This window comes from Micromonospora sp. NPDC047644, assembly GCF_040704315.1.
Taxonomy (GTDB): domain Bacteria; phylum Actinomycetota; class Actinomycetes; order Mycobacteriales; family Micromonosporaceae; genus Micromonospora.
Genome location: NZ_JBEYSY010000019.1, coordinates 1 through 21,383, shown reverse-complemented (window position 1 = coordinate 21,383; position 21,383 = coordinate 1). Strand labels below are relative to the sequence as shown.

At 72.3% G+C, this 21,383-nt stretch carries 22 protein-coding genes; 12 read left to right on the top strand and 10 right to left on the bottom strand.

Translation table 11 applies throughout. From position 1 onward, the window contains the following. Nucleotides 1-40: 40 nt before the first annotated feature. The 3 genes from AB0877_RS27205 to AB0877_RS27195 all read right to left on the bottom strand — a co-directional run bounded on the left by AB0877_RS27205 (nucleotide 41) and on the right by AB0877_RS27195 (nucleotide 2,909). A complete protein-coding gene (locus tag AB0877_RS27205; protein WP_366612419.1) occupies nucleotides 41-1,672 on the bottom strand; it encodes a RecQ family ATP-dependent DNA helicase in 1,632 nt (543 codons plus the stop codon). 73 nt (nucleotides 1,673-1,745) lie between these two features. Beyond that, a complete protein-coding gene (locus AB0877_RS27200) occupies nucleotides 1,746-2,696 on the bottom strand; it encodes a TIGR03557 family F420-dependent LLM class oxidoreductase (RefSeq protein WP_366612418.1) in 951 nt (316 codons plus the stop codon). Between the two features lie 87 nt (nucleotides 2,697-2,783). Next, the gene (locus tag AB0877_RS27195) at nucleotides 2,784-2,909 is read right to left on the bottom strand and encodes a hypothetical protein (RefSeq protein WP_255750123.1); all 126 of its coding nucleotides are present in this window, start codon (nucleotides 2,907-2,909) and stop codon (nucleotides 2,784-2,786) included. Nucleotides 2,910-3,126: 217 nt separating this feature from the next. Here AB0877_RS27195 and AB0877_RS27190 point away from each other — a divergent pair, with 217 nt between their 5' ends. Further along, entirely contained in the window at nucleotides 3,127-4,617 is a 1,491-nt protein-coding gene (locus AB0877_RS27190; protein ID WP_366612417.1) for a glycoside hydrolase family 3 protein, read from the top strand. 9 nt (nucleotides 4,618-4,626) lie between these two features. On the opposite strand, the gene AB0877_RS27185 is transcribed toward AB0877_RS27190, so the two are convergent. Next, on the bottom strand, nucleotides 4,627-4,914 hold the full coding sequence (locus AB0877_RS27185; RefSeq protein WP_366612416.1) for a GNAT family N-acetyltransferase: 288 nt from the start codon (nucleotides 4,912-4,914) through the stop codon (nucleotides 4,627-4,629). Continuing rightward, on the bottom strand, nucleotides 4,911-6,137 hold the full coding sequence (locus tag AB0877_RS27180) for a cysteine desulfurase-like protein (protein ID WP_366612415.1): 1,227 nt from the start codon (nucleotides 6,135-6,137) through the stop codon (nucleotides 4,911-4,913). Before AB0877_RS27180 ends, AB0877_RS27185 begins: the two co-directional genes overlap by 4 nt. A 75-nt stretch (nucleotides 6,138-6,212) precedes the next feature. On the opposite strand from AB0877_RS27180, the gene AB0877_RS27175 reads away from it, so the two are divergent. The 7 genes from AB0877_RS27175 (at nucleotide 6,213) to AB0877_RS27145 (ending at nucleotide 10,904) form a co-directional block, all read left to right on the top strand. Further along, nucleotides 6,213-6,578, top strand: coding sequence for a hypothetical protein (locus AB0877_RS27175; protein WP_366612414.1), 366 nt, complete (start codon nucleotides 6,213-6,215; stop codon nucleotides 6,576-6,578). A 58-nt stretch (nucleotides 6,579-6,636) separates the two neighbouring features. Continuing rightward, nucleotides 6,637-7,458: a DUF1206 domain-containing protein gene (locus AB0877_RS27170; protein WP_366612413.1), complete on the top strand. Its 822-nt coding sequence runs from the start codon at nucleotides 6,637-6,639 to the stop codon at nucleotides 7,456-7,458. An 83-nt stretch (nucleotides 7,459-7,541) separates the two neighbouring features. After that, complete coding sequence (locus AB0877_RS27165; protein ID WP_366612412.1) at nucleotides 7,542-8,729, top strand: mechanosensitive ion channel family protein; 1,188 nt, start codon at nucleotides 7,542-7,544, stop codon at nucleotides 8,727-8,729. A gap of 609 nt (nucleotides 8,730-9,338) precedes the next feature. Continuing rightward, a complete protein-coding gene (locus AB0877_RS27160; RefSeq protein WP_030338239.1) occupies nucleotides 9,339-9,773 on the top strand; it encodes a phage holin family protein in 435 nt (144 codons plus the stop codon). Beyond that, complete coding sequence (locus tag AB0877_RS27155; protein ID WP_355007247.1) at nucleotides 9,770-10,144, top strand: DUF3618 domain-containing protein; 375 nt, start codon at nucleotides 9,770-9,772, stop codon at nucleotides 10,142-10,144. The genes AB0877_RS27160 and AB0877_RS27155 overlap by 4 nt, the downstream gene beginning before the upstream one ends. Beyond that, nucleotides 10,141-10,413 carry a DUF4235 domain-containing protein gene (locus tag AB0877_RS27150; protein ID WP_357202603.1) on the top strand — a complete coding sequence of 91 codons (273 nt, stop codon included), beginning with the start codon at nucleotides 10,141-10,143 and terminating at the stop codon, nucleotides 10,411-10,413. Before AB0877_RS27155 ends, AB0877_RS27150 begins: the two co-directional genes overlap by 4 nt. 287 nt (nucleotides 10,414-10,700) lie before the next feature. Beyond that, nucleotides 10,701-10,904, top strand: coding sequence for a cold-shock protein (locus AB0877_RS27145; protein WP_030338233.1), 204 nt, complete (start codon nucleotides 10,701-10,703; stop codon nucleotides 10,902-10,904). Between the two features lie 121 nt (nucleotides 10,905-11,025). Here the strand turns inward: AB0877_RS27145 and AB0877_RS27140 are convergent, their stop codons facing one another. Together AB0877_RS27140 and AB0877_RS27135 are read right to left on the bottom strand one after the other, a co-directional pair. Next, nucleotides 11,026-11,217 (bottom strand): hypothetical protein, encoded by a 192-nt coding sequence (locus tag AB0877_RS27140; protein ID WP_357235836.1) that lies wholly within the window; start codon nucleotides 11,215-11,217, stop codon nucleotides 11,026-11,028. A gap of 88 nt (nucleotides 11,218-11,305) precedes the next feature. Next, on the bottom strand, nucleotides 11,306-12,289 hold the full coding sequence (locus tag AB0877_RS27135; RefSeq protein WP_366612409.1) for an aldo/keto reductase: 984 nt from the start codon (nucleotides 12,287-12,289) through the stop codon (nucleotides 11,306-11,308). Between the two features lie 83 nt (nucleotides 12,290-12,372). On the opposite strand from AB0877_RS27135, the gene AB0877_RS27130 reads away from it, so the two are divergent. Both AB0877_RS27130 and AB0877_RS27125 read left to right on the top strand, forming a co-directional pair. Continuing rightward, entirely contained in the window at nucleotides 12,373-13,167 is a 795-nt protein-coding gene (locus tag AB0877_RS27130) for a trans-aconitate 2-methyltransferase (protein ID WP_366612407.1), read from the top strand. Continuing rightward, nucleotides 13,164-14,186 (top strand): adenosine deaminase, encoded by a 1,023-nt coding sequence (locus AB0877_RS27125; RefSeq protein WP_366612405.1) that lies wholly within the window; start codon nucleotides 13,164-13,166, stop codon nucleotides 14,184-14,186. Before AB0877_RS27130 ends, AB0877_RS27125 begins: the two co-directional genes overlap by 4 nt. A 268-nt stretch (nucleotides 14,187-14,454) precedes the next feature. Here the strand turns inward: AB0877_RS27125 and AB0877_RS27120 are convergent, their stop codons facing one another. Together AB0877_RS27120 and AB0877_RS27115 are read right to left on the bottom strand one after the other, a co-directional pair. Further along, entirely contained in the window at nucleotides 14,455-15,858 is a 1,404-nt protein-coding gene (locus tag AB0877_RS27120) for a HAMP domain-containing sensor histidine kinase (RefSeq protein WP_366612403.1), read from the bottom strand. Nucleotides 15,859-15,887: 29 nt separating this feature from the next. Next, nucleotides 15,888-16,577, bottom strand: a complete 690-nt coding sequence (locus AB0877_RS27115) for a response regulator transcription factor (RefSeq protein WP_091401712.1) — start codon at nucleotides 16,575-16,577, stop codon at nucleotides 15,888-15,890. A gap of 73 nt (nucleotides 16,578-16,650) precedes the next feature. On the opposite strand from AB0877_RS27115, the gene AB0877_RS27110 reads away from it, so the two are divergent. Beyond that, nucleotides 16,651-17,571, top strand: coding sequence for an ADP-ribosylglycohydrolase family protein (locus AB0877_RS27110; protein ID WP_366612401.1), 921 nt, complete (start codon nucleotides 16,651-16,653; stop codon nucleotides 17,569-17,571). Nucleotides 17,572-17,829: 258 nt separating this feature from the next. Here AB0877_RS27110 and AB0877_RS27105 read toward each other — a convergent pair whose 3' ends face one another. Next, the gene (locus AB0877_RS27105; RefSeq protein WP_366612399.1) at nucleotides 17,830-18,897 is read right to left on the bottom strand and encodes a DUF1775 domain-containing protein; all 1,068 of its coding nucleotides are present in this window, start codon (nucleotides 18,895-18,897) and stop codon (nucleotides 17,830-17,832) included. 188 nt (nucleotides 18,898-19,085) lie between these two features. Here AB0877_RS27105 and thrS point away from each other — a divergent pair, with 188 nt between their 5' ends. After that, nucleotides 19,086-21,098, top strand: coding sequence for a threonine--tRNA ligase (thrS, locus tag AB0877_RS27100; RefSeq protein ID WP_366612397.1), 2,013 nt, complete (start codon nucleotides 19,086-19,088; stop codon nucleotides 21,096-21,098). The last annotated feature ends 285 nt before the right edge of the window (nucleotides 21,099-21,383 follow it).

The window sequence follows — 21,383 nt, the reverse complement described above, 5'->3', positions numbered from 1 at the left end:
TCTGTCGATCCACCGGGCCCGCAACCGCGCCCGGGTCAGGCTAGTCCAGGGTCAGCAGGCCCTGTTCGGACACCACGCGCACCGACAACGTCTTGTACCCGACCTCCTCGAAGAGGACGGTCATCTTGTCGTCCTCGTACGAGAGCACCATGCCCTGCCCCCACTCGGGGTGACGCACCTGACTGTGCACCGGGAACGGCCCGACCGCGCCCTGGTCGGCCACGCTGGTGCCGCTGTGGCAGTTGTCGCAGTGCCCGCAGACGTCGCTCATCTGCTCGCCGAAGTAGGCCAGCAGGGTCTGCCCCCGGCAGGCCCTGGTCTCGGCGAAGGCCCGCATCATGTCGGTACGGGACCGGGTCACCGTCTGCTGGCGTTCCGCCTCGGCGAGGGCCGCCGCGGCCGCGTCCACCGCGGTGGGGGAGTAGCGCGGGGCGCCGATGCGCTGCCGGGCGCGTGGCTCGGCCGCGCCGACCTGCTCCAGCAGGGAGAGGTACTGGCCCAGCTTGCGCGGCCCCAGGCCGGTGGTCTCGCGCAGTTCGGTCTTGGTGGCTGCCTTCTTGCGCAGCAGAGCGGCCAGGTCGCGCAGCTCGTTCTCGTCGGGTAGGCCGCCGCTGAAGAACCGCTGCAGGCTCACGTCCTCGGCCCGCCACAGCAGCAGCACCCGGGCCGGTTGCCCGTCGCGCCCGGCCCGGCCGATCTCCTGGAAGTAGCTGTCCGGCGAGTCGGGCAGCGCCATGTGCACCACCCAGGCGATGTTCGGCTTGTCGATGCCCATGCCGAACGCCGAGGTCGCCACCATGATCGGGACCTGGTCGGCGAGGAACGCCTCGTGCAGCTCCGCGCGGGCGCCCATCGGCATCCCACCGTGGTAGAACTGCGCCGGGTAGCCGGCGTCGGTCAACCGGGTGGCCAGCTCCTCGGCGGCACGGCGGGTCGGCACGTAGATGATCCCCGGTCGCCCCTCGTCGCGCAGCAGCGTCATCAGGCGTCGCCAGCGGTAGTCCTCGTCCGGACAGTGGGCCACCTCGAGGAAGAGGTTGGGCCGGTCCAGCCCGGAGACCACCACGTCCGGATCGCGCAGCCGCAGCCGGGCGATGATGTCGTCGCGTACCGGCGGGGAGGCGGTGGCGGTCAGCGCCACCACCGGCGGCCGACCGATGCCCTCGATGAGGTGCCCGAGCGCCAGGTAGTCGGGGCGGAAGTCGTGCCCCCACGCCGAGATGCAGTGCGCCTCGTCGATCGCCACCAGGGCCGGCTTCAGGCTCGCGACCTCGGCCATCCGCTCGGGGTTGCTGAGTTGTTCCGGGGTGATGAAGAGGAACTCCGCCCGGCCCTCGCGGACGTCGGCGAGCGCCTCGGCCTGCTGGGTGGCGGACTCGTTCGAGCTGATCCGCACCGCCCGCAGCTCCGGGCGTTGCCGCTCGTTGAGCGAGGCGATCTGGTCCTGCTGGAGGGCGAGCAGCGGAGAGATCACCACGGTGGGGCCGGGGATCAGACTGGCCGGGATCTGGTAGATCGCCGACTTGCCGGCACCGGTGGGCAGCACCACCAGGGCGTCGCGTCGCTTCATGACCGCGCGCATGGCGGCCAACTGGTTGGGCCGGAGTGCCTTCCAACCGAACAGGCTGCGGGCGGCGCGGCGCAACGTCATCGAATGCGTGGACAGTTTCATCGAGGGCCGGAGGTACCCGAGCCCAGGACAACCGAAACGCATTCGGAAGATCATGGGCCCGGGTGCCAGGGGCTCAGCGCAGCCGGGGCAGGACCTCGCGCTGGTACAGGTCGAACAGACCCTGGTGGTGCGGGCCGGTGTTGGCCACGTAGACCTCGTCGAAGCCCGCCTTGGCGTACTTGTCGATCATCTCCAGGTGCGCGTCGGCGCTGTTGCCGCAGACGAACGCCTCCTTGAGCATCTCCGGCTCGACCAGCTCGGAGGCCTGCTCGAAGTGCCGCGGCGAGGGGAGTACCTGGGACAGCTCACCCGGCACCCCCGCGTTGGGCCAGCGCTCGTACGCGATCCGCAACCCCTCGTCCTCGCTGTCCGCGTACGCCGCCTTGAAGCCGGCCTGGCACGGCTTGTCTCCGCCGCCGTTCTCGCGGAAGCGGCGGACCATCTCGCCGTCGGGCATGGTGCTCACGTAGCCGTCGCCGATCCGGGCGGCCAGGTCGATGGCCTTCGGTCCGAAGCCGGAGACGTAGATCGGCGGCGGAGTGTCGGGCAGCGTGTAGATCCGGGCATGCTCCACCGTGTAGTGCTTTCCGTGGTGGTTGACGAAACCGCCCTTCCACAGCTTGCGTAGCACCTCGACGGCCTCCTCCAGCATCTCCAGCCGGACGTCCGCCTGCGGCCACGCGTCGCCGTAGATGTGCTCGTTGAGGGCCTCGCCGGTGCCGACGCCGAGCACGAACCGTCCACCGTGCAGCACCGCGCTGGTCGCCGCCGCCTGCGCGATCACCGCCGGGTGGATCCGTACGGTCGGGCAGGTCACCGCCGTGGTCACCGGCAGCGCCGAGACCTGGCTGAGCGCGCCGATCATCGACCAGACGAACGCGCTCTGGCCCTGTGCGTCCACCCACGGGTGGTAGTGATCCGAGATCCACAGCGCCTCGAAGCCGGCCCGTTCGGCACCGCGCGCCTGCTCCAGCAACTCGGCTGGCGTGAACTCCTCACTGGACAGAAAATATCCGATCTTCATGGCTTACCCCTTCGGCACGCGGACCTGCTGATGGGGAGAGCCGTACCCCGGCGGTGCCAGGTCACACCGGTTATCGGTGCGGGTGGGTCAGCGGCGTCCGAACATCGCCCGGATCGCGGCGAGGAGCAGCAGGGCCCCGACGACCAGGCCGAGCAGGCGTACGCCGGGGATGTCGGCCGGGCTCGTCGCGTCGGCCAGCAGGACGGGATCCATCCCCGCACTCTCCCCGGGGAGCGGGCCGCCAGGCAACTGTAAGGTTTATTGACTATTGAATCGCTCAGTGTGACCATGGCAGAACCGCCTGCCGGTGGCGGTGCGCCGAGGGCGCGCGAGAGATGGGGTACGGGGGCCGCATGAGCGAGCGCAACCAGCGGATCGACGGGGGCGCACCGTCGCCGGTGATCGACACCGATCAGTGCGAGGGCGTCGCGTGACCACCACCAACGGGCACCTCCCGGCGCTCGCCGCCGCCGTCCTGCAACCCGGCTTCGTCGGCACCACCCCACCACCCTGGGTGTGCCGCTGGCTCGGCGAGGGTCTCGGCTCGGTGGTGCTGTTCGCCCGCAACGTCGTCGACACCGAGCAGGTGGCCGCCCTCACCGCGACGCTGCGCGCGGAACGGCCCGACGTCATCGTGGCGATCGACGAGGAGGCCGGCGACGTCACCCGGCTGGAGTCGGTGCACGGCAGCTCCCGGCCCGGCAACTTCGCCCTCGGCGCGGTCGACGACCCGGAGCTGACCGAGGCCGTCGCCCGGGACCTCGGCGCCGAGCTGGCCGCAGCCGGGATCACCCTCAACTACGCGCCGGACGCCGACGTCAACTCCAACCCGGGGAACCCGGTGATCGGCGTCCGTTCCTTCGGTGACGACCCGGTGCTCGTCGCCCGGCACACCGCCGCCTGGGTCCGTGGGCTCCAGGCCGGCGGTGTCGCGGCCTGCGCCAAACACTTCCCCGGGCACGGCGACACCCGGGTCGACTCACACCACGACCTGCCCCGGATCACCGCCGACCGGGACCGGCTGGACAGCTGTGAACTGGCCCCGTTCCGCGCCGCCGTGGCCGCCGGGGTGCAGGCGGTGATGACCGGTCACCTGCTGGTGCCCGCGCTCGACCCGGACCTGCCGGCGACGCTGAGTCAGCGCATCCTGGGCGGGGTGCTCCGCGACGAGCTGGGCTTCTCCGGTGTGGTGGTCACCGACGCGATGGAGATGCGCGCGGTCGCCGACCGGTACGGCTTCGCCGGGGCCACCGTCCGCGCCCTCGCCGCCGGGGCCGACGCCATCTGCATCGGCGGTGAACGGGCCGACGAGCAGGCCGCCCGCGAGCTGCGCGACGCCATCGTGGCCGCCGTCGTCTCCGGTGAGCTGCCCGAGGAACGTCTCGCCGAGGCCGCCAAGCGCGTGGGCCAACTCGCCGCCTGGACGGTGGCCGCCCGCAGCTCCGGCTCGGCCGCGGCGCGCGCCGACGCCGGCGTCGGGCTGGTCGCCGCCCGCCGGGCCGTCCGGGTCACCGCCGCCCCGGGTACGACGGTCGCGCTGCCCCTGACCCGCGCGGCACACGTCGTCGAGTTCGAGCCGCTGCGCAACATCGCCATCGGCGCCGAGACCCCGTGGGGCATCGGTGGACCACTGACCGAGCTGCTGCCCGGCACCAGCACCGTCCGTTACGCCGAACGCGACGTTCCGGCGGACCCGGGCGCCGGGGCGGGCAGCCGCCCCCTGGTCCTGGTCGTGCGTGACCAGCACCGGCACGACTGGATGCGCGCCGCCGTGCACCGCGCGTTGGCCGCCCGGCCGGACGCCGTCGTGGTCGAGTTGGGTGTGCCCGAGCTGGTCACCGGGGCGGTGCACCTGGCCACCCACGGCGCCACCCGGGCCAGTGGACAGGCCGCCGCCGAGGTGCTCACCGGCGCCCGCTGACCGCCCGCGCTACGGGAGGTCGGCGACCAGGTCGGCGTACTCGGGGTGCTTGTCGATGAACGCGGCCATGAAGGGGCACTGCGGCACGATCTTCGTGCCGCGTGCCCGGAGCTGGTCCAGGGTGCCGCGGATCAACGTGCCGCCCACCCCCTTGCCCTGAAAGCCCCGATCCACCTCGGTGTGGGTGAAGACCAGCACCTCACCGCGCGGCAGGTACGCGGTGAAACCGGCCAGCGCGTCGTCGACAAGGATCTCGAAGCGGTGCTTCGCCGGATTGTCCTCGACCAGGGTGCTCATCCGGCCATTCTCCCCGTCGGCTCGGCCAGCGCGTCGAGTTCGCCGAGCAAACGGTCCACCTCCTCGGCGGTGTTGTAGTGGTAGATGCTGGCCCGCACCGCGCCGCCGCTGTCGCGCAGACCCATCAGCTGGAAGTACTCGTAGGCGTAGTAGTCGCCGACGGAGAGGCAGAACCCGGCGGCACCCAGCGCCTCCTGGGTGGCCGCCGGGGACATTCCGGCGACCCGGAACGAGACGGTCGGGCAGCGCCGCGCCGGCGAGCCGTACACGGTGATCGCCGGCCGCTCCGCCAGCCCGGCGAGCAGCCGGTCCAGGAGGGCCTCCTCGTGCGCCTGGGCGGCGGCCAGCCCGTCCCGCAGCCGGTCGCGCCGGTTCCCGACCGCGGCCGGGTCCAGCCCCGCCAGGTGATCCACCGCCGCGGCCACGCCGGCCAGCAGCGGGAAGCTCGGCGTGCCGTACTCGAACCGGTCCGGCACCGCGTCGGAGGACGGCACCAGCTTCGCCGGGCGCAACGCCGCCCACCGGGCCGGGTCCGCCACCATCGCCGCCAGGTGCGGTCCGGACCACTTGTACGCGCTGGTGACCAGCACGTCGGCGCCGAGCGAGGCCAGGTCGGTCGGGCCGTGCGGCACCGAGTGCACCCCGTCGACACAGACCAGCGCGCCGACCGCGTGCGCGGTCTTGGCGATCGCCGCCACGTCCGGCATGGTGCCGATGGCGTTGCTGCCGGCGGTCACCGCGACCAGCCGGGTCCGCTCACCCACCAGGTCCGCGTACTGGGCCGCGGGCAGCTCACCGGTGTGCCGGTCGACCTCGGCCCAGCGCACGGTCGCGCCGGCCGCCTCGGCGGCCTGCACCCACGGCCGCACGTTCGCGTCGTGGTCGAGCCGGGACACCACCACCTCGTCGCCCGGCCGCCAGGTCGCGCCGAGCGTGCGGGCCAGGGTGTACGTCAGCGCGGTCGCGCTCGGGCCGAGCACCACCCCGGCCGGATCCGCGCCGAGCAGATCGGCCACCGCCGAGCGGGCCTCGGCCACCAGCTCCAACGACCGGCGGCCCGCGACGTTGGCGGCGCTGCGGTTGCCGATCGCCGACCGCATGGCATCGGTGACCGCGTCGATCACACCGGCCGCGGTCTGGGTGCCACCGGCACCGTCGAGGTGGACGAAGCCCTCGGTCAGGGCGGGGTAAGCGGCCCGGGTGCGGGCGATGTCGAACGGCATGTCCCGGACCCTAGCCGGGGCGCTCCCCGCGCTCGCTGTCGCCTGGCGTCGCGAGCGTCTCGTACTCTTGGCGAGGTGACGAACAGACCCGCCACCTTGCCCATTCCCCCCGTCCGCCGCGCCGCCGGTCTCTTCGCCGGTCTGGCGCTCGGCCTCGCCGTGCTCGCCGGGTGCAGCTCCCAGGGCGCCTCCACAGACTGCGCGCTGGACGCCTGCACCGTCACCTTCGAGCGGGGTGTCGACGCGAGGACGACCATCCTGGGCGTCGAGGCCAAGTTGGTCGGCGCCGAGGGTGACCAGGTGACCGTCGAGGTCGCCGGTGAGCAGCTCACCCTCACCGCCGGCCAGCAGGCAGCCGAGGCCGGGGGCTTCGCGGTCACCCTGGACAGCGTGACCGACCAGCAGGTCAAGGTTCGCGTGTCGCGTAACCCGGGCAGCTGATCTCGCGGGCGGCGGTGGCCGACGTTTGGGAATCTTCAGAATCGGAGATTGTGACGCCATGTCACTCACCCGTAGCGCCGAAGCCACCGCCTCCCGTACGGCGGACAGCCGGTGGCTGGAACTCCTCGCCCGGGCCGGCTTCATCGGCTACGGCATCGTCCACCTCCTCTTCGCCTGGTTGGCGTTGCAGATCGCGTTCGGTACGTCGTCCGACGACGGCGACCAGTCCGGCGCGCTGCGTACCCTCTCCGCACAGCCCCTCGGCAAGTTCCTGGTCATCGCCGTCGCGGTCGGCCTGCTCGCGATGGCGATCTGGCAGGCGCTGGAGGCGGCGGTCGGGCACCGCGCCGAGCGCGGCAAGGAGCGGGTCATGGAACGGGTCGCCTCGACCGGCCGGACCATCGTCTACCTCTACTTCGCCTGGACCGCCTTCAAGGTCTTCAAGGACGCGGGGTCCAACAGCGCCGACCAGCAGGAGGCGTTGACCGGCAAGCTGATGACCTCCAGCGGTGGCCGCTGGCTGGTCGGCCTGGCCGGGTTGGTCGTCGCCGCGATCGGCATCGGCCTGGCGATCTACGGCGCCCGGAAGAAGTTCGAGAAGCACCTCAAGACCGGCGAGATGAGCCCGAAGACCCGCCAGCTCGCCCGCCGGCTGGGCATGGCCGGATACATCGCCAAGGGCGTCGCCTACGGCATCGCCGGTCTGCTGGTGATCGTGGCGGCGGTGAACTACGACCCGGAGAAGGCCCGCGGTCTGGACGCCGCGCTGCACACCCTGCGTGAGCAGTCGTACGGCATGTTCCTGCTGACCCTGGTCGCCCTCGGCATCGCCGCCTTCGGCGTCTACTGCTTCCTCCAGTCCCGGTACCGCAAGGTCTGAGCTGGTCGATTCTGAAGATGACGGGCACTCTTGGGCTTTTGCCCGGAGTGCCCGTCGTTTGATCGAAGGGAAGCACCGAAGCCGTGCAGAACTATCTCGAAACGGCCGTCGCCGCGCTCGCCGCGGCGGCGGTCGCCCTGTTCCTGGTCGAGGTCGTCCACCGGTTGACCCGGCGGTTCGGCCGCCGGTCACTGTTGTTGACCGAGTTGACCGACCACGCGCACCGCCCGTTCCAGGTCGCCGCGACGGTTTTGGCCGTGCAGTTCGCCGTCCGCTTCAGCACCGGCTACGCGGTCGGCGAGAGCTGGCGGCGGGTCCTGCTGCACCTGCTCATCCTCGGCGTCATCGCCACCCTGGCCTGGCTGGTCGCCTGCCTGCTGGTCGTCGTGGAGGACACCGCGCTGGCCCGGTTCCGGGTCGACGTACCGGACAACCGGCACGCCCGACGGGTGCGGACCCAGGTGGTGATGCTGCGCCGACTGACCATCGCGGTGATCGTCATCCTGGCCGTCGGCGTGATGCTGATGACGTTCCCCAGCGTGCGCGGCATCGGCGCCGGCGTGCTGACCTCTGCCGGTGTGGTCGGTGTGGTGGCCGCGCTCGCCGCACAGAGCCTGCTCGGCAACGTCTTCGCCGGCCTCCAGCTCGCCTTCAGCGACGCCGTCCGGCTCGACGACGTCGTCGTTGTCGAGGGGGAGTGGGGCCGCATCGAGGAGCTGACCCTCAGCTACGTCGTGGTGCAGATCTGGGACGACCGTCGGTTGATCCTGCCCACCTCGTACTTCACCAGCAAACCGTTCCAGAACTGGACCCGCACGGAGGCGGCGGTGCTCGGCACCGCCGAGTTCGACGTCGACTGGGCGGTCCCCGTGCAGACCATGCGCGAGGAGCTACGCCGCCTCGTCGAGGGCACCGAACTGTGGGACGGGCGGGTCTGCGTCCTGCAGGTCACCGACGCCACCGGCGGGACGGTCCGGTTGCGCGCGCTGGTCAGCGCCGCCGACGCGGGCAGCCTGTGGGACCTGCGTTGTCTCGTCCGGGAACACCTGGTCGCCTGGATCCGGGACAACCGCCCGACGGCGATGCCCCGGCTCCGCACCGAGCTGGGCGACTCCACCAGCAACCTCTCCTGGCAGTGGGTGCAGCCGAGGCGGCCGGCCCGCCGCCTGTCCGACACCGAGGCGCCCGACGACGCCCGTGTCTTCGGCGGCAGCGACGACGGCGACGCCCGAAGCGAAGCCTTCGTAGGCCCCGAAGAAACCCGCCCCTGACACCCCGCCCGCCCCCCCCCATCTGGCGCCCCGCCCCGCCCGGGCGGGTCTGCCCTGCCGGGCCGGGCCCGCCTGCGCCCGGCCCGCGTCCCGCGCCCGACCTCGCCCGCCCGGCCCGCGTCCCGCGCCCGGCCTCGCCCGCCCGGCCCGCGTCCTGCGTCCGGCCTTGCCCGCCCGTCCCCCTGCCCCGCCCGCAAGATCGTGCGATTTCCTGGTTGTAGTGGCCTCGATCCCCGTCCAGGCCACTACAACCAGGATCGAGCACGATCTTGCGCCGTGAACTCGACGATCATGGACTTGACGGGTCGGTATGTCTGGTTCGTCCCGGTCAACCTCATGATCACCGGCGGGCGGGCGGGAGGGGGCCTGCGGGGCGGAGGGGAGGAGGGCCGGGAGAGGGGCGTGCGGGGGTGGGGGTTGGTTTCGGAGGTTTGGTTGGGCTTGGGTGGGGGATGTGCTGCCTGACGTCTCTGGCGTGATCGTGGCGGCTGGCCGCGTATCAGCGGCGCGGCGTCCGGACAACCGGGACGGTGAGCCGCCTGCCGCGCTTTAGGATTGACGAGCGGCGACTTCGGGCATACAGCGCGGTGATGAGGAAAGGAGGACAGCATGGCTGACGTGGCGAAAGCCCGCACATCCCAGAATGGGAGCGAGCCCTCCACCGCCGAGTTGGTGCAGCGGGCCACCGAGCAGATCTCCCGCCTCGTACGGGACGAACTGACGCTGGCCCGAGCGGAGTTGACCCAGAAGGGTAAGCACGCGGGCATCGGGATCGGCCTGTTCGGCGGCGGTGGCGCGCTCGCGTTCTTCGGTCTTGGTGCGCTGGTCGCCACGGCGATCCTGTTGCTCGACCTGGTGTTGCCCGCCTGGGCCGCGGCGCTGATCGTGGCGGTGGCCTGTTTCCTGGTGGCCGGCATCCTCGCCCTGGTGGGCAAGAAGCAGGTCAGCCGTGCTGTCCCGCCGGTGCCGGCGGCCACGGTCCGTAGCCTCCGGGCAGACATGGACACCGTCACCGCCGCGGTGAAGGACAGGGGGCGGCAATGACCGGTAACGGGACCGGTGACACGGAGGCCCTCCGCGAGGAGATCCGTCGCACCCGGGTCGAGTTGGGCGAGACGATGGAGGCGTTGGCCGCCAAGGCCGACGTGAAGGCACGTCTCAAGGAGTCCGCCGAGCAGGCGAAGGAGCGGATGCGGGAACAGGCGGCGCAGACCGTCGCCCGGGTCCGCGGGCAGGCCGCGCGTGGCGCCGGAATGGCGCGGGCGCAGGCATACGAAAAGGGCGAGTTGGTACGCGCACAGGCGTACGACAAGAGCGAGTTGGTGCGCCGTAACCCGGTGCCGTGGGCGGCCATCGCGGCCGGCGCGGTGGCCACCGTGGTGGTGCTGATGATCGTGCGGGGGAGGCGTAGGTGAGCAAGAAAATCGGCAGGGTCGCGTACCGGCCGGTCGGCGTGTTGTTGGGTATCGCCGCGGGCACGGTGGCCGGGGCGATCTTCCGGCAGGTCTGGAAGGTCACCGCGGGCGACGGTGAGGCGCCCAACGCGACCGACGAGGATCGCGGCTGGGGCGAGATCCTGGCCGCCGCGGCGTTGCAGGGCGCCATCTTCGCGGTCGTTCGGGCCGCCGTCGACCGGGGCGGCGCGGTCGGCGTACGCCGGATGACCGGCAGTTGGCCGGACTGACCAGCAGCGACTTCAGCCCCCTTCCCGCATCGATGGGAAGGGGGCTTTCGCATGGCATCGCGCGCCGCCCAGCGCGCCTGAGGCATCCGTCAGGTCACATGTCGGAGAAATTCGTCGGAGAGGTCGTGACAGACTTTTTACCTCCGTGATTTGCTGGTCCCCGCTGTTGCGAGATGGCGTGGGTTGAGAGAAGTCTCCTTCGTGGGGCCGCCTCAGGCACCGCTGCTCAAAAACGGCCAATCGGCCGGACGGCGTGCACGGCCGCCAGTTTTTCGAGGGAGATACACATGGCTCAGGGAACCGTGAAGTGGTTCAACGCTGACAAGGGCTTCGGCTTCATCACCGTCGATGGTGGGGGTGCTGACGTGTTCGTCCACTTCTCGGCCATCCAGACCAGCGGCTACCGCTCGCTGGAGGAGAACCAGCGGGTGGAGTTCGAGATTGCTCAGGGTCAGAAGGGCCCGCAGGCTGAGCAGGTTCGTCCCATCTGAGTAGGACGGCCGGCCCCCGCCGGCCAGTGGGACGATCCGGCTCACGGGTCACGGTAAAGCCCCGCATCCCGGTTGGGATGCGGGGCTTTCGCCTGATCGGGCTCGCCGCCGCGGCGGGCGGTCAGCGTCGACGCGAGCGCAGACCGAGCCAGAGCACCACCAGCCCGGCCACCGTCACGATCGGGCCGATCACCGCCCAGATCTTCTCGTCGGTCATCACGCTGCCGCTGACGTAGCCGAGGCCCTGGACCGTCCACACCGCACCGATCACCACGGCCAGCAGGCCGAGGGTGAGCGGAAGCCAACCTCTCATCGCGTCCCCTCTCCGCCGCCCGGGGCGGCGCGCCGCCGTCCAGCATCGCCGGCCGGACGGCGTGACGCGAGCACCCCGGGCACGCGGGTCACCACCGGTCGTGCACCTGCGGGCGGATCAGCTCGTCGTAGGTGTCGCGGACGGCTGCCAACTGCTCGTCGGTGAGCGGGGACAGGTCCGCCGCGGCGGCGTTGCGTCGGGCCTGGTCGGCGTCGCGGGCGCCGGGGATGACCACTGTGACGCCCGCCTGGTCCAACACCCAGCGCAGGGCGAACTGCGCCATCGTGCGGTCCGCGTCGACGAGCGGGGCCAGCCGGCGTACGGCGGCCAGACCTCGATCGAAGTCGACTCCGGAGAACGTCTCGCCGACGTCGAAGGCGGCGCCGTGCCGGTTGTAGTTGCGGTGGTCGTCGGCGGGGAACTCGGTGTGCTCGTCGTAGCGGCCGGAGAGCAGGCCACTGGCGAGCGGCACGCGGGCGATGATGCCGACGCCGGCTGCCGCCGCGGCCGGCAGCACCTGCTCCAGGGGCTTGTGGCGGACCGCGTTGAGGATGATCTGGACGCTCGCCACCCCCGGTCGGGCGATCGCGGTGAGGGCCTGGTCGCAGGTCTCGACGCTGACTCCGTACCCGGCGATGGCCTTCTCGGCGACGAGGGTGTCCAGACCGTCGAAGACCTCGTCGGAGGAGAAGACCTCGGTGGGCGGGCAGTGCAACTGGACCAGGTCCAGGGTGTCCATGCCCAGGTTGGCCCGGGAACGGTCGGTCCACTGCCGGAAGTTGGCCAGGGTGTACGCCTCCGGCCGCTGCTCGACGCGGCGGCCCATCTTGGTGGCGACGGTCAGCCCGGCGTCGGGTCGGGTGCGCAGGAAGCGGCCGATGAGCTGTTCGCTGCGGCCGTCGCCGTACACGTCGGCGGTGTCGAGGAAGGTGACCCCGGCGTCCACGGCGGCGGCGAGCACCGCCATCGCGTCGTCCTCGCTGACGGTGCCCCAGTCGGCGCCGAGTTGCCACGCGCCCAGGCCGACCGCGCCAACGGTCCGGCCGAGCCGGTTGAAGCTGCGCTGTTCCATGCCCCGAGCCTAGTGATCGGGTTGCCACCCTGCCAGGCGAGCCGTACCGTCAGCAGTACGGACGTACGGTTAAGGGGGCGGTCATGTGGGACCCGGCGACCTACCTGCGCTTCGGCGACGAGCGATCGCGGCCGTTTCACGACCTCCTCGCCCGGATCCCGGCCGAGCGCCCCCGGGCGGTGGTCGACCTCGGCTGCGGCCCCGGCCAGCTCACCGCCGTTCTCGCCGAAAGGTGGCCGGCCAGCCGGGTACGCGGCCTCGACTCCTCAGCCGAGATGATCGAGCGGGCCGAGTCCCTCGGCGCGCCGGTCGACTTCGCGGTCGCCGACCTGCGCGACTGGCGTCCGACCGGCGACGACGACGTGGTGGTCAGCAACGCCGCCCTGCAGTGGGTTCCCGGTCACCAGGAGCTGCTGCGCCGATGGGCCACCGATCTGCCCGCCGGCGCGTGGCTCGCCATGCAGGTCCCCGGAAACTTCGCCGCCGACTCGCACCGCGCCCTGCGGGAGGTCGCCGACCGGCCGACCTGGCGGGCCGAGGTCGCCCCGCTACTGCGCGCGGACCCGGTCGACGACCCGGCCGACTACGCGGCGCTGCTGACCGCCGTCGGCTGCGCCGTGGACGCCTGGGAGACTACCTACGTGCACCTGCTGCCGGCTCGACCCACCGCCGAGCACCCGGTGCTGACCTGGATGGAGGGCACCGCGCTGCGCCCGGTCCGAGCCGCACTGGACGCCGCCGGCTGGTCCGCCTTCCGGGCCGAGCTGGGAGTACGGCTCACCGCGGCGTACCCGGCGCGGCAGGGTCAGGTGTACTTCCCGTTCCGCCGCGTCTTCGTCGTCGCCCGCACCGCCGCCCATGCCCAGGAGAATCCGTGACCGACCTGTCCACCTTCATCGCCGGCCTGCCCAAGGTGGAGCTGCACGTGCACCACGTCGGCTCCGCCCTGCCCCGGACCGTCGCCGAGTTGGCGACGCGCCACGAGGGGCGCACCCCCGTGCCGGCCGACCCGGACGCGCTGGCCAGCTACTTCGAGTTCCGCGACTTCGCGCACTTCGTCGAGGTCTACCTGAGCGTCGTGGATCTCATCCGCGACCCGGAGGATGTCTGGATCCTCACCCACGAGGTGGCCCGCGAGCTGGCCCGCCAACAGGTCCGGTACGCGGAGCTGACCATCACCCCGTACTCGCACGTCCGACGGGGCATCCCCGCGCCGGCGTTCTGCGAGGCCATCGAGGACGCCCGCAAGCGCGCCCTGACCGACTTCGGCATCGAGCTGCGCTGGTGCTTCGACATCCCCGGCGAGGCCGGCCTGCCGGCAGCCGAGGAGACGCTGCGGATCGCACTGGACGAGCGCCCGGACGGGCTGGTCAGTTTCGGACTGGGCGGCCCGGAGATCGGCGTACCCCGACCGCAGTTCCGGCCCTACTTCGACCAGGCCCGTGCCGCCGGGCTGCGCTCGGTGCCGCACGCAGGGGAGACCACCGGGCCGCAGACCGTCTGGGACGCGCTGAACGAGTTGGGTGCCGAGCGGATCGGGCACGGCATCTCCGCCGCGCAGGACCCGCGGTTGCTCGCGTACCTGGCCGAACGACAGATCGCGATGGAGGTCTGCCCCACGTCCAACGTGCGGACCCGGGCGGTCGCCACCCTCGACGAGCACCCGCTGCACCAGCTCGTCGACGCCGGGCTGCTGGTCACCATCAACTCCGACGACCCGCCGATGTTCGGCACCACCCTCAACGACGAGTACGCGGTAGCCGCCCGCCTGCTCGGAGTCGGTGCCGAGGGACTGGCCGGGCTGGCCCGCAACGCGGTGACCGCGTCCTTCCTGGACGCCGCCGGCCAGCAACGGATCCTCGCCGAGATCGACGCGTACCTCGCCAGCGCCGGCTGAGCCGGTCGGCCGCGCGGGTGCCGGCCGGGCGGTTGGTCGAGCGGGGCTGGTTGGTCGAGCGGGGCGCGCGGCGGGAGCGTTGGTGTGGGGGGACCTGTGACTCCCGCCGCGCGCGCGGCTCCACCGGCCGTCGGTGCGTGGTGCGCTCGGCCGGTGGAACTGGTGGGTTCGTGCCCTGAATCCTGTCAGCCCACGGCCGACCCGACGCGGTCGTTAACCGGGATCTAAGGAAGACTTGCGCCGGCGCACAGCCCCGGTCCGGGCCGGGTCAGTCGTCGGTGGGGCGCTGGCGGGGCCAGCGGCGGCCCGTGGCCTTCGTGTCCCGGGCGTCGCGGGCCATCCGACCGACCAGACCGAAGCGGCTGACCTGCCGGGGCGTCGCCTCCGGGTCGGCCAGCAGCATCACCACACTGGCTCCGCCCAGCCGGGCACGGTCGATGCTCACCGAGCCGTTGGCCTGCAACGCGACCCGCTTGGCGATGTCCAGCCCGAGCCCGGTCGAGCCCTGGTCACTGGCGCCCCGGCGCAGCGCGCGGTCCGGGTTGGCGATGCCGGGGCCGGCGTCGTCGATCCGGATCGCCACGTAACCGTCGCGCCGGGACACCGCCACCTCGAACGCGGTGCCCTGCGGGGTGTATCGGAAGACGTTGCCGATGACCGCGTCCAGCGCGGCGGCCAGTTCGGCCCGCGGCACCGGCGCCGGGATGCGCAGCTGGGCGCCGGTGACCCGGTGCGGCCGGTTCTGGTCGCCCGCCAACGCCGCCCAGAACACCATCCGGTCCCGGACCACCTCGCTGACGTCGCACATCGCCGGACCGGCCTCGAGCGCCACCGTCTTGCGGGTGGTCTTGATCAGCACGTCGATCTCACCCTCCAGGGTGACGATCGCCTGCCGGATCCGCCGGATCCCGCGCAGCCGGTCCAACTCCGCCGGGCTGAACGAACCCACGCTGGTGTCGTCGGACTCCAACGCCTCCGCGTCCAAGCGCAGCACCGTCAACGGGGTACGCAGGCGATGCGACAGGTCGGCCACCAACTCCCGCTCGTCGGTGCGGGCGGCGTCCAGGCGGTCCGCCATCCGGTTGAAGGCGTACCCGGCCTCGGCCAGCTCGCGCGGACCGGTCGGCTCGACGCGTACGCCGAGGTCGCCGTCGCCGATGGAGAGCGCGGCCTTGACCAGACCGCGGGTGGCGTCCACCGCGCGGGCAGCGACCCGGTCGACCACCAGCACCGCCGCGCCGGCCATCGCCGCGCCGACAGCGAACAGCAGCAACCAGGTGCCGCCGGCGCCCTCGCCCAGCGTCGACTCCGGAAGGAACACCTCGACCACGGCCGTCCGGTCACCGAGCACGACCGGGTCGAGCCGGGCCACACCCCCGTCGAGGTCGACGACGACCGACTTGCGCTCGGCGCGGGCCCGGTCCAGGTCGCTGCCGCTGGCCCGACCGGCGGATTCGTCCAACCCCAACCCGTGCACCACGGGCCGGGTGGGTGCGCCCTCGGCGCTGGCCACCACGGCACGCTCGACGACCGCCGGATCGGTGCTGACCGCCAGCGCGCCGGTCACCAGCGCGCTGCGCCGGGCCGCTTCGGCGATCGCCTCGTCGCGGCTCTGCTCGCGCAGGCTGAGCCCGAGCGGGATCAGGAACGCGAGCGCGACGAGACTGCACATGCCGGCCGTGAGCAGGGCCAGCGCCGTCCTCAGTCCGGTGCCACCAGCCGGAACCCGACCCCCCGCACGGTGCGCAGGTAGCGCGGCTTCGCCGCGGACTCGCCCATCTTTCTGCGGAGCCAGTACAGGTGAACGTCGATGGTCTGATCCTCGCCGACCGATGGCTGCCGCCATACCTCCTCCAAGAGTTCCCGGCGGGACACTACCCGCCCAGGTCGTGCGGCGAGATACGCCAACAGGTCGAATTCCTTACGGGTCAGCGCCAGTGGCTCCCCGTCGAGCTGGGCGCTGCGCTCGCCCACGTCCACCCGCAGCCCGCCGACGCTGTGCACCGCGGGCTGCACGGACCGACTGGCCCGCCCGGCCCGGCGCAGCACGGTGGTGATCCGGGCATCCAGGTGCGCGCCGGTGAACGGCTTGACCATGTAGTCGTCGGCGCCGGCACGCAGCAGCTTGACCACCGACTGCTCGTCGTCGCGGGCGGTGGCGATGATGATCGGAACATCGGTGATGCCGCGCAACATCCGCAGCGCGTCCGAGCCGTCAAGGTCCGGTAGGCCGAGGTCGAGCACCACCAGGTCGGGTGTCTCCGCGGCCACCCGACGCAGAGCGTCCAACGCCGTACCCACGGCGTGCACGGCATGCCCCCGGTCGGTGAGGGACCGCAGCATCGCGCCGCGTACGACGTGATCGTCTTCGACCAGGAGCACGGAGGCCACGACAAGACCGTACTTGGCCTGGCAAGTTGATCGCGTTGCGGCGTGCCTGGCGACCGGGCAAGCTGGTACGACGATGTCGTTCACCCTGTTCGCCGATGCCCGCCTGGCGCTAGCCCGGGACAGCCTCGCCGGTCTCTCCACCGGCGACGCGCTCGGCGCGCGGTACTTCCCGCCGGTGCCGGCGCCGGTGGATCTCACCGCCGACGCGCTGCCGCCGGCGCCCTGGGAATGGACCGACGACACCGAGATGGCCTGCTCGGTCTACGCCCAGTTGGCCGACTCCGCCGGCATCGACCGGGACCGGCTGGCCCTCTCCTTCTCGCAGCGATGCACCGAGCGGCGGGGCTACGGCGCGGGCGCGATGCTCATCCTGGGGTTGATCCGCTCCGGCACCCCGTGGCCGTTGGCCGCCGCCTCCGCCTTCGACGGGCAGGGCTCCTGCGGCAACGGCGCGGCGATGCGGGTCGGCCCGCTGGGCGCGTACTTCGCCGACTCGACGGCGCGCGCCGCGGCACAGGCGCGCGCGTCCGCCGAGGTGACGCACTCGCACCCGGAGGGGATCGCCGGGGCGGTCGCCGTCGCCGTCGCCGCCGCGCTGGCCGCTCGGGCCCGCCTCGACGGACACCGGCCGGCCCCGGAGCGGCTGCTGGCCGGGATCGCCGCCGCGCTCGACCCGGGCACCGAGGTGCATCGGGGCGTACACCGGGCGGTCGGGCTGCTCGGCCGTCCGGTGCCCCGGGTGGTGGCGGCGCTCGGCAACGGCGCCCGGGTCACCGCCCAGGACACCGTCGGGTTCACCCTCTGGGTGGCCGCCACCCACCTCGACGACTATCCGGCGGCCATCGAGACGTGCGTACGGGCCGGTGGTGACGTGGACACCACGGCGGCCATCGCCGGAGCGGTGGTGGCGGCCCACACCGGCGTCGGCACCCCCGGCGGGGTGCCCGCGCAGTGGCTGGCCGCCCGCGAACCGCTACCTACCTGGCTGCCCTGAGCACCTGTGGCCTGCCCTGGACGACCGGGTCCTGCCCCTGCCCGGCCTGCCCCTGCCCGGCCTGCCTCTGCGCGGTCTGCCCCTGCGCGGCCTGCCCTGGAGCCTGGGCTGCCCGCGATCAACTCGGCTTCCTGGAAGTCGGGCGGTCCGGGCGGCGGGGATGCCGCGATTTCCTGAAGGTCGAGTGGATCACCGCTGAATCGGGCGGTCCGGGCGGCGGGGACGCCACGGTTTCCGGGAACCCGAGTGGATCAAGGATCAACGCGATGCCGCCGAGACAGCCGGCGTCGGGTCGGCCGGCGTCGGGTCGGCGGGCTGCGGGTCGGCGGGCGTCGGTTCTGCGGGCGTCGGGTCGGTCGGCGTCCGGTCGGCGGTCTTCGCCGTCCCGTCCGCGTGGCCGGACGTCTCCGTGGGGGTCGTGGCGTCGCTTGCGCGGCCACCCGCCGTGGAGGGCTTCGCGGTCCTGTCCGCGCGGCCGGTTATCTCGGCCAGGGTCGCGGGCGTCGCGGCCTCGTCCGGGTCGCCGGTCACCTCGGCGAGCGCGGTGGCCTCGGCCGGGTCGCGTCGGCGCCACCGGCTGAGCAGCCAGCCGATCGCCGCGCCGCCGCCCAGGCCGGCGAGCAGGCCGGCGGCCAGCAATCCGTCGGCACTGCCTCCGTCGGCATCGTCCGATGGGGCCGGCGGTGCCGCGTCACCGTTGTCCGGAGCCCCAGGCACACCGGCAGCATCGGGCACACCGGCCGCCGGGCCGCCGTGGCCGCCGCCGTGCGCGGCCGGACCCGCCGCTCCGGGCGCCGCCGGCAGCAGGGTCAGCGCTGGGGCCCGGTGCGGACCGGTGGCGTCCGCCCACCGGACCACAGTGCCGTCGGCGTACGTCTGGACGACCTCGAAGGTGAGCCGGTCGGCCTGCGGCATCGGCCCCATGGAGAGCGCCAACCGGGCCGGCCCCGGGTCGCTGGCACCGACCCGGACCCAGGTCACCGCGGTCGTCACAGTGCTCACCCCGGAGGAGTGGATGCCGGGCAGCGGCTTGTCCAGGGTGCGGGAGCTGAGCCGGGGCGCCCAGCCGTCCACCGACATGGGGTAGACCTCGGCGATCGGCGCGTCGGCCGGCAGCCGTACCTCGATCTGCTTGGTCTTCGTGCCGGCCCGCTCCTCCGGGACGCTGAACTCCAGCCGCACCGCCTCGCCCTGCCGGGCCTCGCTCGGGGTGGTCGTCACGTCCGCCGCGTACGCCGTGCCAGGCCAGAGCAGCAGCCCGGCGGCGGTCACCGCGGTCGCCGCCGCGATCCTCCGCCGACGGCCACCGCCGTACGTGCTCGCCATGTCGTGCCCCCATCCGTGTCGGCGTGGTCGGTACCGGTTTCCGGCCACACCTTCTAGTTCGGCTGCGAGGCGCGAAAGGTTCAACGTCGGCGGTAAGGAGGTGCCGTTCCCGGTCGGGGGCGGGGGGACCGATAGCATCGGCAGGAGCCGAGGATCGGCACCGTTTCGTACCGCTTGGAGGAGTCACCGTGTCCGCACCCCGTACCCCCGCCGTGGCCGACCCCGTCGTCGTCGCCGCCGGGACCACGGCGGCCGACGCGGTGGCCGCAGCCGGACTGCCCGCGAACGGTCCCAAGGCCATCGTCGTGGTTCGCGACCCGCAGGGCCAACTGCGTGACCTGGACTGGACGCCGGCCGAGGAGACCGTCGTCGAGCCGGTCACCCTGGATTCGCCCGACGGGCTCAACGTGCTGCGCCACTCCACCGCGCACGTCCTCGCCCAGGCCGTGCAGGACATCTTCCCCGAGGCCAAGCTGGGCATCGGCCCGCCCATCGAGAACGGCTTCTACTACGACTTCGACGTCGAGAAGCCGTTCCAGCCCGATGACCTCAGCAAGCTCGAGAAGCGGATGCAGGAGATCATCAAGTCCGGGCAGCGGTTCCGTCGCCGCCGCTTCGGCAGCCTGGACGAGGCGCGCTCCGAGCTGGCCGACGAGCCGTTCAAGCTGGAGTTGATCGAGGTCAAGGGCGAGGGCCTGGACACCGACGAGGTGATGGAGGTGGGCGGCGGCGAGCTGACCATCTACGACAACCTCGACGCCAAGGAGGACAAGGTCTGCTGGTCGGACCTGTGCCGAGGCCCGCACCTGCCGACCACCCGAGTGATCGGCGCGTTCAAGCTGATGCGCTCCGCCGCCGCGTACTGGCGGGGGTCGGAGAAGAACCCCCAACTACAGCGGGTGTACGGCACCGCGTGGCCGACCCGCGACGAGCTCAAGGCGTACCTGAAGCTGTTGGAGGAGGCCGCCCGGCGCGACCACCGCAAGCTCGGCGCGGACCTCGACCTGTTCAGCTTCCCCGACGAGATCGGCTCCGGCCTGGCGGTCTTCCACCCCAAGGGCGGCATCATCCGTCGCGAGATGGAGCACTACTCGCGGCGGCGGCACGAGGAGGCGGGGTACGAGTTCGTCAACACCCCGCACATCACCAAGGCGCAGCTGTTCCAGACCTCCGGTCACCTGCCGTACTACGCGGACACCATGTTCCCGCCCATGCAGTTGGAGGGCGCGGACTACTACCTCAAGGCGATGAACTGCCCGATGCACAACCTGATCTTCAGGTCGCGCGGGCGGTCGTACCGGGAGCTGCCGCTGCGGATGTTCGAGTTCGGCACCGTCTACCGGTACGAGAAGTCCGGTGTCGTGCACGGTCTCACCCGGGTCCGCGGCCTGACCCAGGACGACTCGCACATCTACTGCACCCGTGAGCAGATGGCCGGCGAGCTGTCCACGCTGCTCAGCTTCGTGCTCGACCTGCTGCGCGACTACGGCCTGGACGACTTCTACCTGGAGCTGTCGACCCGGGACGACTCACCCAAGTTCATCGGCGCGGACGAGGACTGGGAGGAGGCCACCGAGGCGCTGCGCACCGCCGCCGCGACCTCCGGCCTGGACCTGGTTCCCGACCCGGGTGGCGCGGCGTTCTACGGGCCGAAGATCTCCGTGCAGGCCCGCGACGCCATCGGCCGGACCTGGCAGATGTCCACCATCCAGGTCGACTTCAACCAGCCGGAGCGGTTCGCGTTGGAGTACCAGGCCGCCGACGGCAGCCGCCAACGTCCTGTGATGATCCACCGTGCGCTGTTCGGGTCGATCGAGCGGTTCTTCGGAGTGCTCACCGAGCACTACGCGGGCGCCTTCCCGGCCTGGCTCGCGCCGGTGCAGGTGGTGGGCATCCCGATCCGCGAGGATCACACCGACTACCTGCACGGCTTCGTCGCGGCGCTGCGTGCCGAGGGCATCCGGGCCCAGGTGGACGCCGGTGACGACCGGATGCAGAAGAAGATCCGGACGGCGCAGCAGCAGAAGATCCCGTTCATGGTGATCGCCGGTGACGACGACGTGGCCGCCGGCACGGTCTCCTTCCGCTACCGCGACGGCTCCCAGCGCAACGGGGTGCCGGTCGCCGAAGCGGTGACCCACGTGCTGGACGTGGTCAGCTCACGGACCAACATCGGCCCGTCCGCCGCCGCCGCCGAGTAACGGAACCACCGCTCGCTCGCTCGCCCGCCCGGCCGCGCCCGCCCTGCCTGCCCGACCCGCCCGGCCCCGCCCCGCCCTGCCTGCCCGACCCGCCCGGCCCCGCCCCGCCCTCGTGGCCTGGTCTTCGTGGGGCGGTCCTCGTGGGGCGGTCCGCTCGCCGCATGATCGTGCTCGATCCATGAAGTAGTGGCCCACGGCGCGGTCGTCACCTACGCGCAGGTGGGCATGGCCCCGCAGGTGCACCGACGGCGCACCATGACCCGGCGCACCCTGGTCATCCTCGAC